Here is a 15,011-nt window from a genome sequence, read left to right as displayed (position 1 = left end):
CGCGCCCGGCCCCGAGGCGCGCCCATCCGCATCCGGCTGAACGCCCGGCAGGGGTGGCGCTTTACGACGTCCTGCGCAGATTCAGCAGGACTGCGCCCCGGCGATCAGGGCTTTGTGCGGTGAACCGAAACGCTTCGCGCTCTGCAGGGCGGTCCGGGGGATCGCGACGACCGGGCCCCTCCAGGCTTTCGCGCCCGGCTGCCCCTTCCACGGATACCGCGTGGCGGCGGTCAGGCAGGACTGCGGATGGTGTCGCCGGGAATGAAATAGGGCGTCAGGATCAGCTTGTCGCTTTCGGGACGCGGCTCCTTGCCGGCGACGATACGCGCGGCGCGGCGTCCGATATCGACCCGGCGTGCGTCGGTGGTGGCCAGCCGCATCGGCAGGCCGTCCAGCAGATCGACGCCATTGAACCCGGCCAGCCCCAGCTTGCCGGGAATGTCATAGCCCTGCTCGCGGCACCATAAAAGGCCGCCAGCACCGATCATGTCATTGGAGTAATAGAGAAAATCAAGATCCGGTTCGCGCGTGAGGATACGCTCGGTCAGCTCTACCCCCTTCGCCAGCGACGAACCGCCCTGATAGAATTCGCGCGCCGCCAGCGGCACCCCCGCCTGCTGAAGCGCGGCCTCCAGCCCGGCCAGACGCTTCTTGGCGCGATGGTCTTCGGGCATATGCGTGCCGATGAAGCCGATCCGGCGGTAGCCCGCACCCAGAATCTCGGCCGCCATCTGACGCCCGGCCTCCAGATGGCTGATGCCGACCGCCGTATCGATCACATCGCCGTCGATATCCATGATCTCGACCACCGGGATCGAGGCCGCCTCCAGCATTGCACGCGAGGTGCGGCTGTGCTCCAGCCCGGCCAGGATCACCCCCGAAGGCCGCCAGGACAGCATGTCATAGAGCACCGCCTCCTCGCGCGAGAGAGAGTAATTCGTGACGCCGATCACCGGCTGGAAGGGGGTATCGTCCAGCTCGGCCGAGATGCCGCTCAGCACATCGGGAAAGACCAGATTGGCCAGCGACGGAATGACCACGGCGACAAGGTTCACATGCTGGCTGGCCAGGCCGCCGGCGATCTTGTTGGGTACATATCCCAGGGTCTTGGCGGCGGTCAGCACCTTTTCGCGCGTGGCGGCCGAAACGTCGCCCCGATTGCGCAGGACCCGGCTGACAGTCATTTCGGACACGCCCGAGGCTTCGGATACGTCGCGCAACGTCAGCGGACGGCGTTTCTTGCGTTGGGGCATTCATTTGTCCTGAGTAGTTTGCTTGAGTTAGCGCATGACAGCCTCCTAGGGCAAGCATCTTGCCAAATGACGCGCAGACCGGCAGAAGGAGGGCGGCGGCCCCGTGGCTCAACTGGATAGAGCAGCCCCCTCCTAAGGGGCAGGTTGCAGGTTCAAATCCTGCCGGGGTCACCAATTTTCTTGCGCTTTCCTGCCGAGTAAGTCGGCGTCATCAGCATCATGACGCATGAAGCGCCTTCTGCTCAAGAGACTGCCTTCACCCTGCCCGCATTGCCCTTCAACTGCCCGCATTGCCGCGCTTAAGCCCGTCGGCAATGGTTCGGTGCTGGCGCTTGGGTGATGCCAGACAAGAACCATAAATATGCGAATGAGCTCCGCACGCTCGGATGTGGACACTAACATCGACGGACTTCAGAGTTGGACGGTCCGATGCGCAGTGCCATTGCACGCAACACCTTGCCTGCCAGCCGCTGTGGGCAGGTCGCCATTTGGGTCTGTCACAAGATGATCTTTCTTCACACCGGCAAAGCCCTGCCAGCCAGCTCGCACAGGCCTGCAAGCGAGGTCCCGCGCGGCTTCATCAAGCTTGCGCGCAGCGCCGTCCGGCGGCACTCTCAGCTTGTGAAGTCAAACCCGATCGCATCAGCAAGATAGGCTTCCATAAAATCGCTGAAGGTCGCAACGAGCGGCGGCAGCGCCTCGTAGGGTGGATAGAACAGCGACAGCCACAGCTGCGGCAGCGACCAGTCCGGCAGCACCGGCACCACCTCGCCCTGCCGCAGCCCTTCGGCGACAAGGAATTCGGGCAGCACGACGATGCCCACGCCCTCCCGCGCCAGGGCGTAAAGCAGATCGCCGTTATTGGTGCGGATCGCGGTGCCGGCCGTCACGGCCTGTTTCAGCGCGCCCTTGCGGAAACTCCACACTTCCGGGCTTTCGTCGGCGCCATAGGACAGGCACAGGCGCGGCTCCAGATCATCGGGCGTCCGGGGCACCGGATGGCGGTCGAACAACCGGGGCGCAGCGACCGCGCGCAGCGGCACCTTGCACAGCCGGCGCCAGATCGTCGACTTGTCCGTTGGCGGCGACGAAAGCCGGATCGACAGGTCGCAGTCTTCGGTGACGATATCGACCAGCCGGTCGGTCAGCTGGATGGACAGATCGACATTCGGATAGGCGAGCGTGAAACGCTCCAGCAGCGAGGGCAGCAGCCGCAGCCCGAATGAGACCGGCGCATTGATCGCGATCCGCCCGCGAAAGGGCTGCATCTCGCGGTTCAGATCCTCGGCCACGCGGTCGAAGGCCTCGATCAGCGACTGATAGCGGGTGGCGACCAGTGCCCCGGCCGAGGTCAGCGAGACCTTGCGCGTCGTCCGCACCAGCAATTGCTGGCCCAGATCCTCCTCCAGCCGGGCGACGATGCGTGTGACCGAGGCGGGTGTCAGATGCAGCCTGCGCGCCGCGCCGGCAAAGCTCTGCTGCCGGGCAACCTCCAGAAAAACGCGGATCGGTTTCAGGTCCTGCATCGCCTGATTATTACCTTCTTCGCAATAATCAATGCCCATTCATTGCTATGGTCTTTCATAACCGCCGCCCTATTTTCATGGCAACAGGAATTCATCCCAATCGGAGACGATCATGGAAAAGCACATCAAGGGCCTGCACCACGTCACCTCGATGGCGGCGGACGCGAACGAAAACAACCAGTTCTTCACCAGGACACTGGGGCTGCGCCGGGTCAAGAAAACCGTGAATTTCGACGCGCCCGAGGTCTATCACCTCTATTACGGTGACGAGATCGGCACCCCCGGCTCGGTCATGACCTATTTCCCCTTCGGTCAGATGCCGCGCGGCAAGCGCGGCGTGGGCGAGGTCGGGGTGACCGAATTCGCCGTGCCCAAGGGCTCGCTGGGGTTCTGGAAAGACCATCTGGCCGGGAAGGGCGTCACCGGCCTGAAAGAGGACAGCTTCCTTGGCGAAAGCCGGCTGGAATTCGCCGGGCCTGATGCCGACAACTTCGCCCTTGTCGAGGCCGAGGCCGATGGCCGAACCGCCTGGACCGGCGAGGGCATCGGCGATGCCGAGGGAATCTTAGGCTTTCACGGTGCGCGCTTCCGGCTGCGCGACGCGGCCGCCACGGGCGAGCTTCTGACCTTCATGGGCTATCAGAAGGACGAAACGCAGGGCGCCATCACCCGCTATCGGATCGAGGGCGGCAACGCAGCCCGGACCATCGACCTTGAGGAACTGCCCGATGCCGGTCACGCCCATCAGGGCGCGGGTTCGGTCCATCACATCGCCTTTGCGGTCGAGGATCGTGCCGCTCAGCTGGCGGTCCGCAAGGCCCTGCTGGACACCGGCTATCAGGTGACGCCGGTGATCGACCGCGATTATTTCTGGGCGATCTATTTCCGCACGCCCGGCGGGGTGCTGTTCGAGATCGCCACCAATGAACCCGGTTTCGACCGCGACGAGGATACCGCGAACCTCGGCCAGTCGCTGATGCTGCCCGAGCGCTATCGCCCCTTCCGCGCGCAGATCGAACGCCGGCTGCCGGAAATCGTCTGAGGAGGACGGAACATGCCCAATGACAGCTATCACGCCCTGATCAAACAGCCGCAGGGAGACGCCCCGCTGGTCTTTGCCTTTCACGGGACCGGCGGCGACGAAAATCAGTTCTTCGGTCTGGCGCAGGACCTGCTGCCCGGCGCCGGCGTCGTCTCACCGCGCGGTGACGTGTCGGAAATGGGTGCGGCGCGCTTCTTTCGCCGCACCGGCGAGGGCGTCTATGACATGGCCGATCTGGCGCGGGCGACCGACAAGCTGGCCAGCTATGTCGAGGGCTTCAGGGCGCAACATCCGGGCCGCCCCCTCTACGGCTTCGGCTATTCCAACGGGGCGAATATCCTCGCCTCGGTGATGATCGCTCGTCCCGATCTGTTCGACCGTGTGGGCCTGCTGCACCCGCTGATCCCGTGGCAGCCTGCACCGGCGCCCGGCCTGAAGGGTCGGCAGGTGCTGATCACCGCCGGGCACAATGATCCGATCTGCCCCTGGCCGATGACCGAGCGGCTGGCGGACTGGACCCGTGCGCAGGGTGGGTTGCTCGCCACCTCCTATCACGACGGCGGCCACGAGATCCGGCGCGAGGAATTGGGTGCGTTGGTCGAGTTTCTGCGCAGCGCGCCCCATCCGGCGACGGCGGCGTAACCCGAATCCCTGCCGTCTCGGGCGGCGCCGGGACCGGCACGATGATGGCCCGAGGGCGGTGTCTGCACCGCCCTCGCGGCTTTGCGGGCGTCGGATGACGTGAAAAGCGGGGCGACATGCGGCATCATTCGTCCCGGCGGAAGTCACGGTGAACACCGCACTGACTGCCCCCTGCAAGGCGGGCGCGGCAAGCGTTTGGATCAGACAGGAATGCCTATCGGCACTGATTTCCTGCTGCATTCGATCCGCGAGGTGGTAATCGACAGATTTGCGGCCTCGGCGGTCTTGCTGCCGATTCCGGTCGGGGGCATGGGGCAGAAACGGCCGAGGCGATGAGCCGGGCCAGGTCTTCGGGCCGCCCACAAAACCTGCGCCCCAAACCGCCCCTTGCTCACTCATGCCGCGGCCGAGTCCGGCCCCGACATCGACGCAAGAGGCACCCAGATCCAGACCTTCGGCGTCCATGGTGCCGTTGACGCGCTGCCTGCGGGGCGGCGCCGGGCCGTCCGACCGCATGGCTTGCCCCCGGCCCCGCTTCGCGCCACAGTCCACCCCGCAGCAGGGGGGACCGCATGAGACTTCAGGACAAGATCGCCATCGTGACCGGAGCGGGCTCGGGCTTCGGCGCCGGGATCGCGCGGAAATTCGCCGCCGAGGGCGCCCGGGTCGTGGTGGCGGACCGCAACGGCGACGCTGCCCGCGCCATCGCCGAGGAGATCGGCGGCACCCCCGTCACCGCCGATGTTGCCACCGAAGACGGCATCCGCGCCATGACCGAGGCCACGCTGCGCCTCGGTGGGCGCATCGACATCCTGGTCAACAATGCCGGCGTGACCCATCTGCCCAGCCCGATGGAGGAGGTCTCGGAAGCGGATTTCGATCGCATCCTGGCGGTGAACTGCAAGGCGATCTTTCTGGCCGCGAAGACCATCGTGCCGCTGATGAAGGCGCAGAAATCCGGTGCCATCGTCAATATCGCCTCGACCGCCGGCGTGTCGCCGCGGCCGCGGCTCAGCTGGTATAACGCCTCGAAAGGCTGGGTCATCACCGCCACGCGGGCGATGGCGGTCGAGCTTGCGCCCTTCGGCATCCGCGTCAACGCGCTGAACCCGGTGGCCGGGGAAACGCCGCTGCTGGCCAGCTTCATGGGGGAAGATACCCCGGAAATGCGGGCAAAATTCCTGTCCACCATCCCGATCGGCCGCTTCTCCACGCCTGAGGATCTGGGCAATGCGGCCTGCTTCCTTGCTTCGGACGAGGCCTCCATGATCACCGGCGTCGCCATGGAAGTCGACGGCGGCCGTTGCATATAAGGGAAACGCGATGCGCCCCGGACCCCGCAACCTCATCACCGATGTAAGCGGCCTGCGCGTCGGCAATGCCGATGACGCGACGCTCAGATCCGGCACGACGGTGCTGACGGGGGATGCCCCTTTCGCCGCCGCCGTCCATGTCATGGGCGGCGCGCCGGGCACCCGCGAAACCGACCTGCTGGCGCCGGACAAGCTGGTCGAGGCGGTCGACGCGATCTTTCTCTCGGGCGGCTCGGCCTTCGGACTGTCGGCGGGGGACGGGGTGATGGCCGGCCTGCGCGCCATGGGACGCGGCTTTGCGGTGGGCGAGGCGCGGGTGCCGATCGTCCCCGGCGCCATCGTCTTCGACCTGCTGAACGGCGGCGACAAGGGCTGGACCGACAATCCCTATCCCGCGCTTGGCCGGAGGGCGCTGGAAAGTGCGGCCGGAGATTTTGCCATCGGCTCGGCCGGTGCGGGAATGGGCGCTATGACGGCACGGTTCAAGGGCGGGCTCGGCTCCGCTTCGGCGGTGCTGGACAGCGGCATCACCGTGGGGGCGCTGGTGGTGGTGAATGCGCTGGGATCGGCCACCGTCGGCGAAAGCCGCCATTTCTGGGCTGCCCCGTGGGAAATGGCGGCCGAGTTCGGCGGCCTCGGACCCGCCCGCGATTTCGATCCCGGTTTCGAACCCAAGCCCGCCAAGCGGCTGGGCGAGGCGACCACCATCGCCATCGTCGCCACCGACGCCCGCCTGGGCAAGCCCGCGCTGCAGCGGCTGGCGACCGCGGCCCATGACGGCATGGCGCGCGCGCTGCTGCCCAGCCACACGCCTTTCGACGGCGACCTGATCTTCGCGGTCTCGACCGGCGCGCGCGCGATGACTGACCCCGCACAGGATGTTTTCGCACTGGGTCACGCCGCGGCGAGCTGCCTCGCCCGCGCCATCGCGCGCGGCGTTCATGCCGCCACCCCGATGCCGGGCGACCTGCAACTTTGCTGGTCTGATCTGCGGCCGTGAAAAAGGGGCGAGGCACCGTCCCCGCCCCTCCATTTGTACGCCAAGAGGGAACTTCGCGTTGCAGATAAACGATCCGAAACCCGATCGGGTTCATAAATAAATGCATCCCGGCTGACACAGCCTCGTGATCGCGCTGTGCAGGCCAGCTTTGACAAGTCGCCCGCGTCGTGATGATGATCTCGCCAACCCTGCGGAGGACAACATGCCGAAAGACATCACCGGACTGAAATCGCTGCTCAAGGACCCGAGCCTGCTGGAAACCCGCGCCTATGTCGCGGGCGAATGGATCGACGCCGACGACGGCCGCACCTTCGACGTGATCAACCCCGCGCGCGGCGACGTGATCGCGCAGGTGGCCGACCTGTCCCGCGCCGAGGTCGCCCGCGCCATCGAGGCCGCCGCCCTCGCCATGAAGGACTGGGCCGCCCGCCCGGCCAAGGAACGCGCCCAGATCATGCGGCGCTGGTTCGACCTGATGATGGCGAACCAGGACGACCTCGGCACCATCCTGACCGCCGAGATGGGCAAGCCGCTGGCCGAAGCCAAAGGCGAGATCGCTTACGGCGCCAGCTTCATCGAATGGTTCGGCGAGGAAGCCAAGCGCGTCTATGGCGAGACCATTCCCGGCCATATGGCCGACAAACGGCTGACCGTGATCCGCCAGCCGATCGGGGTCGTCGGCTCGATCACGCCGTGGAACTTCCCCAACGCGATGATCACGCGCAAATGCGGCCCTGCCATCGCCGCCGGCTGCGGCTTCGTTGGCCGCCCCGCCGCCGAGACGCCGCTGTCGGCACTGGCGCTGGCGGTGCTGGGCGAACGCGCCGGATTGCCGAAGGGGATCTTCAGCATCGTCACCTCGTCGCGCAGCAGCGATATCGGCAAGGAGTTCTGCGAGAACCCCCATATCCGCAAGCTGACTTTCACCGGCTCCACCGAGGTGGGGCGCATCCTGCTGCGCCAGGCCGCCGATCAGGTGCTGAAATGCAGCATGGAACTGGGCGGGAATGCCCCGTTCATCGTCTTCGACGATGCCGATCTGGATGCCGCCGTCGAAGGCGCGATGGCATCGAAATTCCGCAACAACGGCCAGACCTGCGTCTGCGCGAACCGCATCTATGTGCAGGCAGGCGTCTATGACGCTTTCGCCGAAAAGCTGGCGGCGGCCGTGGAAAAGCTGCGCGTGGGCGACGGGCTGGAAGCCGGCGTGACCACCGGCCCGCTGATCAACGAAGACGCCGTCGAAAAGGTCGAGGAGCACATCCGGGACGTTCTGGACGGCGGCGGCACGGTCGTCACCGGCGGCAAGCGCAAGGACGGGCTGTTCTTCGAACCCACCGTGGTGACCGGCGTGACCGACCAGATGAAGGTCGCAACCGAGGAGACCTTCGGCCCCCTCGCCCCCCTGTTCCGCTTCGAGACCGAGCAGGAAGCCATCGACAAGGCCAACAATACCATCTTCGGGCTGGCCAGCTATTTCTATGCCCGCGACATCGGCCGCATCACCCGCGTGCAGGAGGGGCTGGAATATGGCATCGTCGGCGTGAATACCGGGATCATCTCGACCGAGGTTGCGCCCTTCGGCGGCGTCAAGCAATCGGGTCTGGGCCGCGAGGGCAGCCATTACGGGATCGACGACTATCTGGAGCTGAAATATATCTGCCTCTCGGTGTAAGGCGGCTCACGAGCGAACACAGTTCCGCGACAGCGCCCGTTTGCGCGTGACGCAGCCGGCGCTTCCGGCGCAAATCTTATGCAGGTTACCCGCGTCCGGCCCCCTGCGGACGCGCCCCCACAAGTCAAGAAAGAATGAGGCAGAACATGTTGGGCAAGATGCTTCGCAGCGCCGCTCTGGCAGCCGTGCTGGCGGCGCCGGTCTGGGCGGAAAGCACCACCACCCCCGTCCATTTCGGCGACGGCGCCAGCGGCACCGCGGTGACGGGCCAGCTCGCCGGGCGCGACACGGCGGATTTCACCGTCGCAGCCAATGCCGGACAGACGATGTCGGTGCAGATGATCACCAACAATCCCGCCAGCTATTTCGACATCTATGCCCCCGGCGCCGTTCCGGGCGAATCGCAGGCGCTGTTCGTCGGCAGCAGCGCCGGTCTGTTCGCCAGCATCACCCTGCCCACCACGGGCACCTATCTGATCCGCACCTATCTGACGCCAACTGACGGCGCCACGAATGCAACCGCACGCTTCTCGTTGACGATCGATGTGGGCGGTACGGCACAAAAGGCGCCAACCGCCGCCCCGGCCACGCCACCGGCCAGCACCGCCGCCAGTACGCCCGCCAGCACACCGCCCGCCCCGTCGGGCGATATGGCCGACAACCTCAGCGGCGGACCGGACTATTGGCAGGTCACCGGGATCGCGGGGCGCCTGAACATCCGCGCCGAGGCCTCGACCGCCGCCGCCATCGCCACCACCGTCGGCAATGGCGACAGCCTGCGCAATCAGGGCTGCAAAACCGTCGACGGCCGGACCTGGTGCAAAGTGGAAACCGCCGCCGGCCAGTCGGGCTGGACAGTCAACCAATATCTGCGCGAAGGCGCTGCGCCCGGGGGCGCCACGGACGCGGCCACGCCCGCGCCGACCGCGCCCGCGCCAGCCGCCCGCATCGGCAGCTCGGCCCGGCCGCCCGTGCCCGCCCCCTCGAAAGCGTTGTCCGAATCCGAGACGCCGCCACCCAGCACCGCCGTCTCGGCCGAAAAGCCCGCGCCAAAGCCCGGCCAACGCGGCACTACACGGGGCAGCCTGCCCTGCTCGACCGCGCTGGGAATGCCAACCCGCGATTGCAGCTTCACCGTCACCCGGCAGGGTGAAGGCAACGCCACCGTCACCATCAGCTGGCCCGATGGCGGCAGCCGCGCCATCAGCTTCACCGGGGGTGCCCCGGCCCCGCGCGAGGGCCTGCGGACCGAGCGCCGCGGCCACCTGACCGTCATCAACCTCGGCAATGAGCGCTATGAAATCCCCGACGCCGTGGTGAATGGCGACTGAGGTGAATGGCGGCTGACCACGAAAAAGGCCCTCGGTTTCCCGAGGGCCTTTTGCGCAGGATCTGCAACAACCACTGGCGCGGAAGCTGCGAGGATCAGTTATCCTCGTCGTCTTCCTCATCCGCATCGGGCAGGTTGAAGAAGCTGTCGGCATCCAGTTCCGGCTCGGGTTTCTTGTCTTCGCGCGACAGGCTGAAATTTTCCAGCCCGGCCATCGAGCTGGGCAGCCGCGGCTCATCCGACATCGCCAGCGAAGTTTCGGTCGAGACCAGCTTGCGGCGCTCGTCATCCGACATCACTCCGCCGTCCGCGCCGCCCTTCTTCGCCGCCTTCTGGACGGCCGCGTCCAGTTCCGACTGCTTGGACAGGCCCAGCGCCACCGGGTCGATCGGCTGGATGTTGGCGATATTCCAATGCGTGCGCTCGCGGATGGCCTGGATGGTCGGCTTGGTGGTGCCGACCAGCTTGGCGATCTGCGAATCCGCCAGTTCCGGGTGGAATTTCACCAGCCACAGGATTGCGGCCGGGCGGTCCTGACGCTTGGACAGCGGCGTGTAGCGCGGACCGCGACGCTTTTCCTCGCCTTCCGCGGCGGGGTTGTGCTTCAGCTTCAGCTTGTAGGCCGGGTTCTTCTGGCCCTTCTCGATCTCGACCGCATCCAGCTGATGCGAGGCGATGGGGTCGAAGCCCTTCACGCCGGTCGCCACATCGCCATCGGCAATGCCCTGGATCTCCAATTCGTGCATGCCGACAAAATCTGCGATCTGCTTGAAGCTCAGCGTGGTGTTGTCGATCAGCCAGACGGCGGTGGCCTTGGCCATCAGCGGTTTGTTCATCGGATCACTCCTTGCGCATATCTTATCCGGCCGGGGAAAACGGCGTTTCGGCGGGGCCAGTCACGTTTTCGGGGAATTGGCCGCTTATATAGCGCCGCCCGCGGCAAAGTGAAAGCGCAATTTGCAGGCGTTTCCTTCATTCTGGTCCCAATATCCTCGGGGGTCGCAGGGGGCAGACAGCCCCCTGCTTGGCCTCGCCTGCCGCGCCCGCTATCAAGGCATCACCCGACCAGAGGATTTCATGCGCCCCATCGCCGCCATCCTGACCGCCGCCCTTCTGTCCACCCCTGCCCTGCCCGCCGCCGCGCAGGCCCGGCGCGTCGGTCAGTTCGACTATTACGTGCTGGCGCTCAGCTGGTCGCCCAGCTGGTGCCGGGGCACCGGCGACAAGCGCGGTGCGCGTCAATGCGATCGCGGTGGCAAGGTCGATTTCGTGCTGCACGGGCTGTGGCCGCAATATGAAAATGGCTGGCCGCAGAATTGCCGCACCAACGAACGCGACCCCTCGCGCCGGGAAAGTCAGGCGATGGCGGACATCATGGGCTCGGACGGGCTGGCCTGGTATCAGTGGCAGAAGCACGGGCGCTGCACCGGCCTGTCGGCGGCGGCCTATCTGGATCTCTCGCGCGATGCGTTCGAGGCTGTCACCCTGCCCGACTATTTCGTCGATCTCGACCGCGACATCTCGATCCCGCCGGCGCTGATCGAACAGGCCTTCATGGAAGCCAACCCCGGCATGTCCGCCGACGGCATCACCGTCGCCTGCCAGGGCGAGGACCTGCAGGAGGTCCGCATCTGCCTGACGAAGGACCTGCAACCGCGCGACTGCGCGCCGGATGCCCGACGCGACTGTTCGCGCGATGCGGTCATCATGGAAAAGGTGCGCTGAACCTCAGCGCAGGATCGGCACGCCCTCCTCGGCATCCCCCGCGCCGTCATCCTCATTGTCGTCGTCATCGTCATCGTCGAAGGGCGCCGCAAAGCCCGAGCCATAGACATAGATGACCCCCTCGACCTCGTCGCCGGGCTGCGGCCAGTCCTCGGCTTCCAGAAGCGGCTTGCGCAGCAGGATCGGCAGGTCCAGCCCCTCGGCATCGGGCTCGCCGTCCTCGTCCTCGAAGGGGCGCATGACGGTGACGCGGGCGATGGCCGCGTCTGGCACGATCCAGTCGTTCAACTCGGCCAGCGACACCACCTCGCCCCGGAATTCATAGGCATTTGGCGCGATGTCGAAGCGCGGCGCCATCAGGGCCGCGCCTGCCAGGCTGAATTCCAGATTGCCGCTGGAATTGAGGGTCGCGCCGTTTTCCACCAGGCTGGCATAGGCCGGATCGTCCGGACCGATTTCCAGCAGTCCGGTTCCGGCGGGGCGAAACTGGGCGCCGATGGCGTAGAACTGGGCGAACTCGATCTCGCCGGCGCGATATTCGTCGCGGGACAGCAGATAGGAATCCTCGAAATAGACCAGTGCGGCGCCGCCGATCTGGCAGGTGACGAAAGCCTGATCGCCTTCGGGCGATTCGCCGATGCGGAAGGGCGACGCCGGGGTGCTGACCACCTCGGGCAGGAAGGGCCAGGCATTCAGCAGCTCGTAAGCTTCATCATCCCAGCGCAGCAGCATCGCCAACCCGCCTTCTTCGGAGGGGTATTGCACAATTGCGCTGTTGGGGTCGTCGGCGGCCTCGAAGGCCACGCCGTCCTCCAGATATTCGGCCAGACGGTCCTCGTCCCACATGTCGGGGCCGATGCCGGCGGCCTCCAATGCGGGGCCGTTATAGAAGACCTCGGCATCGAGGGTCAGGAATTCGGGTTTCGCAATCATGGGGGACCTCAGCGAATGTTCAGGACGATCTTGCCGATATGCGCGCTGCTTTCCATCCGTTGATGGGCGGCGGCGGCTTCGGCCAGCGGATATTCGCTGTCGATCAGGATACGCACCTTGCCGGCACCGATCAGCGGCCACAGATGCGTGCGCAGCGCGTCGGCGATGCGGGCCTTGGCGGCATCCGATTGCGGCCGCAGGGTCGATCCGGTGATCGTCAGCCGCCGCATCATCACATAGGCGAAGTTGATTTCCGCCTTGGCCCCGCCCAGAAAGGCGATCATCACCAGCCGGCCGTCCAGGTCCAGCGCCTTCAGATTGCGCTCGATGTAGCTGCCGCCGACCATGTCGAGGATCAGGTTCGCGCCCCCGGCCTCCTGCAGGATCTTGACGTAATCGGCCTCGCGGTAATTGATCGGGGTCGCGCCGAGCGCGGCGATGGCGTCGCATTTCTCGGCCGACCCGGCGGTCGCCCAGACCCGCGCGCCCAGGGCCCGCGCCACCTGAATCGCCATGGTGCCGATGCCCGAGCTGCCGCCATGGACCAGAAACCGCTCGCCCGCCTGCAAGCCGCCGCGCATGACCACGTTCGACCAGACGGTGAAGGCGGTCTCGGGCAGGGCCGCGGCCTCGCGCAGGGTCATGCCTTCGGGGATGGGCAGGGCATGGGTCTGATCGCAGGCGACATATTCGGCGTAACCGCCGCCGGGCAGCAGCGCGCAGACGCGGTCGCCGGGCTTCCACATCGTCACCCCGCGCCCCACCGCAACCACTTCGCCCGCGCCTTCCAGCCCCGGCAGATCGGATGCACCGGGCGGCGGCGCATAGGTGCCCTGCCGCTGCGCGACATCGGGGCGGTTCACACCGGCATAGGCCAGCCGGATAACGATCTGGTCATGGCCGGGCATCGGGACCGGACGGGTGGTTTCAACCAGAACCTCGGGGCCGCCGGCTTCGGTGATTTCGACCGCGCGCATGGTGTCAGGAAGGGTCATGCCTTTTCCTTTTCTTCGGCGGCTTTCGGGGCCCGAACCCAGCCGAACGCCAGATCGGTCAGCATCGACACGCCCGGAATCTTCCGTGCCGAGGCCTTGAGTTTCTCGAACTGCATCACGCTGTCAATACGGCGGTCGATGAAATCACGGGTGTCGCGCCGCCCTTCGGACTGATCGCCCAGCCAATAGAGGACGCTGGCAGCATAGACCGCCGACAGGGTGGCGCGTTTCGAATACCAGTTCACATCGCGCGAACTGTCCCCCAGCCCCGACCAGATCACATCGGCGGTTCCCCACAGCAGCTTCGCCGCCAGCGGCTGGTTCTGCGGCAGCGCCAGCACCGCCGAGGCTGCGCGCACCAGTTCCGCATCGGCGAAGGCAAGCCGCTGCCAGATGGCGGCGGCGATGCGGTCGCGGAAGCGGCCTTCGGACGGGGCATCGGCCAGCCACAGCGCCAGGCTGTCGTCGCCGCGCTTGTGGATCCAGGCGGCCAGATCGGCGCCGCCGCCGGGGAAAAACGCGACCGCCACATCCTCTGAAAGGCCCAGATCGCGAGCAGCGGCGCGCAGACTGGCCATGTTCATGCCGTCGAAGGGGATATGGGGGATGGCGGCCTCGGCCAGTCTGTCACGCGTGTCGGTCATCTTCGCCTCCGGGCTGGACAAATGGGCAAGCGGCCGATATAGGGCGGCTTCCTGCAATTTCGATCAACTCTAACCTAGGAAGGTGGTGACAACCACATGCAGGTGAACGTTCGCGACAATAACGTCGAACAGGCGATGCGCGCACTGAAGAAGAAACTTCAGCGCGAAGGCGTGTTCCGCGAGATGAAGCTTCAGCAACATTTCGAGAAACCGTCCGTCAAGAAGGCCCGTGAAAAGGCCGAGGCCGTCCGCCGCGCCCGGAAGCTGGCGCGTAAGAAGGCACAGCGCGAAGGCGCGCTCTGACGGTCGCGCGGAAGCGCTCTGTTAGGCAAAAGCGAACCGGATGAGGTTCAAAACCCCCGCAGGTTTCGATCTGCGGGGGTTTTATTTTGGCCGCCGTTCCTGGACCTTTGCGCCGCCGTCCGCGCCACCCTATAATTCCCCATGCCCCGAGGAGAGGATCCGGCGATGGCGAGGATGAACTATTTCCGCGCGGCCCCGAAGGTCGCAAAAGCGCTGATGGCCATGGATGAGGCCGGAAAGGACCTGTCGATCCCCGTCGCCCTGCGCGAGCTGATCAAGATGCGGGCTTCGCAGATCAACGGCTGCGCCTATTGCCTTGACATCCATGCCCCGGCCGCGCGGCGCGCCGGGCTTTCCCAGCAAAAGCTGGACGTGCTGGCGGCATGGCGCGAAAGCCCCGCCTTCGACACCCGCGAACGCGCCGCACTCGGCTGGACCGAGGCGCTGACCCGGATCGAGGCCACCGGCGCCCCCGATGCCGACTACGAGGCCCTTGCGGCGGTGTTCTCCGAACAGGAGCGCGCCGAAGTCACCTTCGTCATCACCTCGATCAACACCTGGAACCGCTTCGCGGTGAGCTTCCGTGCCGTCCATCCGATCCGCAACGAATCCACAGAATCCTGATCGTGG

At 66.1% G+C, this 15,011-nt stretch carries 15 protein-coding genes and 1 tRNA gene; 10 read left to right on the top strand and 6 right to left on the bottom strand.

The features are described from left to right. Positions 1-230: 230 nt before the first annotated feature. Positions 231-1,253 carry a LacI family DNA-binding transcriptional regulator gene (locus H1S04_RS17840; RefSeq protein ID WP_181746837.1) on the bottom strand — a complete coding sequence of 341 codons (1,023 nt, stop codon included), beginning with the start codon at positions 1,251-1,253 and terminating at the stop codon, positions 231-233. A 97-nt stretch (positions 1,254-1,350) separates the two neighbouring features. Here H1S04_RS17840 and H1S04_RS17835 point away from each other — a divergent pair. Then, positions 1,351-1,427 (top strand) — tRNA-Arg (locus tag H1S04_RS17835). Between the two features lie 440 nt (positions 1,428-1,867). Here H1S04_RS17835 and H1S04_RS17830 read toward each other — a convergent pair. After that, on the bottom strand, positions 1,868-2,818 hold the full coding sequence (locus H1S04_RS17830; RefSeq protein WP_255435691.1) for a LysR family transcriptional regulator: 951 nt from the start codon (positions 2,816-2,818) through the stop codon (positions 1,868-1,870). 73 nt (positions 2,819-2,891) lie between these two features. On the opposite strand from H1S04_RS17830, the gene H1S04_RS17825 reads away from it, so the two are divergent. The 6 genes from H1S04_RS17825 (at position 2,892) to H1S04_RS17800 (ending at position 9,782) form a co-directional block, all read left to right on the top strand. Beyond that, positions 2,892-3,821 carry a VOC family protein gene (locus H1S04_RS17825; protein WP_181746836.1) on the top strand — a complete coding sequence of 310 codons (930 nt, stop codon included), beginning with the start codon at positions 2,892-2,894 and terminating at the stop codon, positions 3,819-3,821. 12 nt (positions 3,822-3,833) lie between these two features. Further along, complete coding sequence (locus H1S04_RS17820; protein WP_181746835.1) at positions 3,834-4,463, top strand: alpha/beta hydrolase; 630 nt, start codon at positions 3,834-3,836, stop codon at positions 4,461-4,463. Positions 4,464-5,035: 572 nt separating this feature from the next. Next, a complete protein-coding gene (locus H1S04_RS17815) occupies positions 5,036-5,776 on the top strand; it encodes an SDR family oxidoreductase (protein WP_181746834.1) in 741 nt (246 codons plus the stop codon). Positions 5,777-5,786: 10 nt separating this feature from the next. Then, positions 5,787-6,776 (top strand): P1 family peptidase, encoded by a 990-nt coding sequence (locus H1S04_RS17810; RefSeq protein WP_181746833.1) that lies wholly within the window; start codon positions 5,787-5,789, stop codon positions 6,774-6,776. Positions 6,777-6,978: 202 nt separating this feature from the next. Further along, positions 6,979-8,451, top strand: coding sequence for an NAD-dependent succinate-semialdehyde dehydrogenase (locus H1S04_RS17805; protein ID WP_181746832.1), 1,473 nt, complete (start codon positions 6,979-6,981; stop codon positions 8,449-8,451). 146 nt (positions 8,452-8,597) lie between these two features. Beyond that, complete coding sequence (locus tag H1S04_RS17800) at positions 8,598-9,782, top strand: SH3 domain-containing protein (RefSeq protein ID WP_181746831.1); 1,185 nt, start codon at positions 8,598-8,600, stop codon at positions 9,780-9,782. 94 nt (positions 9,783-9,876) lie between these two features. Here H1S04_RS17800 and H1S04_RS17795 read toward each other — a convergent pair whose 3' ends face one another. Next, positions 9,877-10,617, bottom strand: coding sequence for a DUF1013 domain-containing protein (locus tag H1S04_RS17795; RefSeq protein WP_181746830.1), 741 nt, complete (start codon positions 10,615-10,617; stop codon positions 9,877-9,879). Positions 10,618-10,858: 241 nt separating this feature from the next. On the opposite strand from H1S04_RS17795, the gene H1S04_RS17790 reads away from it, so the two are divergent. Beyond that, positions 10,859-11,506: a ribonuclease T2 gene (locus H1S04_RS17790; RefSeq protein WP_181746829.1), complete on the top strand. Its 648-nt coding sequence runs from the start codon at positions 10,859-10,861 to the stop codon at positions 11,504-11,506. A gap of 3 nt (positions 11,507-11,509) precedes the next feature. Here the strand turns inward: H1S04_RS17790 and H1S04_RS17785 are convergent, their stop codons facing one another. From H1S04_RS17785 to H1S04_RS17775, 3 genes are read right to left on the bottom strand one after another with little or no spacing between them, the layout of a single operon-like run. Further along, the gene (locus tag H1S04_RS17785) at positions 11,510-12,439 is read right to left on the bottom strand and encodes a hypothetical protein (protein WP_181746828.1); all 930 of its coding nucleotides are present in this window, start codon (positions 12,437-12,439) and stop codon (positions 11,510-11,512) included. Positions 12,440-12,447: 8 nt separating this feature from the next. Then, positions 12,448-13,434: an NAD(P)H-quinone oxidoreductase gene (locus H1S04_RS17780; RefSeq protein WP_181746827.1), complete on the bottom strand. Its 987-nt coding sequence runs from the start codon at positions 13,432-13,434 to the stop codon at positions 12,448-12,450. After that, positions 13,431-14,078 carry a COQ9 family protein gene (locus H1S04_RS17775; protein ID WP_181746826.1) on the bottom strand — a complete coding sequence of 216 codons (648 nt, stop codon included), beginning with the start codon at positions 14,076-14,078 and terminating at the stop codon, positions 13,431-13,433. The genes H1S04_RS17780 and H1S04_RS17775 overlap by 4 nt, the downstream gene beginning before the upstream one ends. Positions 14,079-14,174: 96 nt before the next feature. Between H1S04_RS17775 and rpsU the strand changes: the two genes are divergently transcribed. Beyond that, the gene (gene rpsU, locus H1S04_RS17770; RefSeq protein ID WP_166330881.1) at positions 14,175-14,381 is read left to right on the top strand and encodes a 30S ribosomal protein S21; all 207 of its coding nucleotides are present in this window, start codon (positions 14,175-14,177) and stop codon (positions 14,379-14,381) included. Between the two features lie 165 nt (positions 14,382-14,546). Beyond that, entirely contained in the window at positions 14,547-15,005 is a 459-nt protein-coding gene (locus tag H1S04_RS17765; RefSeq protein ID WP_220185289.1) for a carboxymuconolactone decarboxylase family protein, read from the top strand. The last annotated feature ends 6 nt before the right edge of the window (positions 15,006-15,011 follow it).

The sequence above is a fragment of the Paracoccus sp. S1E-3 genome (assembly GCF_013868135.1).
Classification (GTDB): domain Bacteria; phylum Pseudomonadota; class Alphaproteobacteria; order Rhodobacterales; family Rhodobacteraceae; genus Paracoccus.
This window is presented reverse-complemented; position numbering and strand designations above follow the sequence as displayed.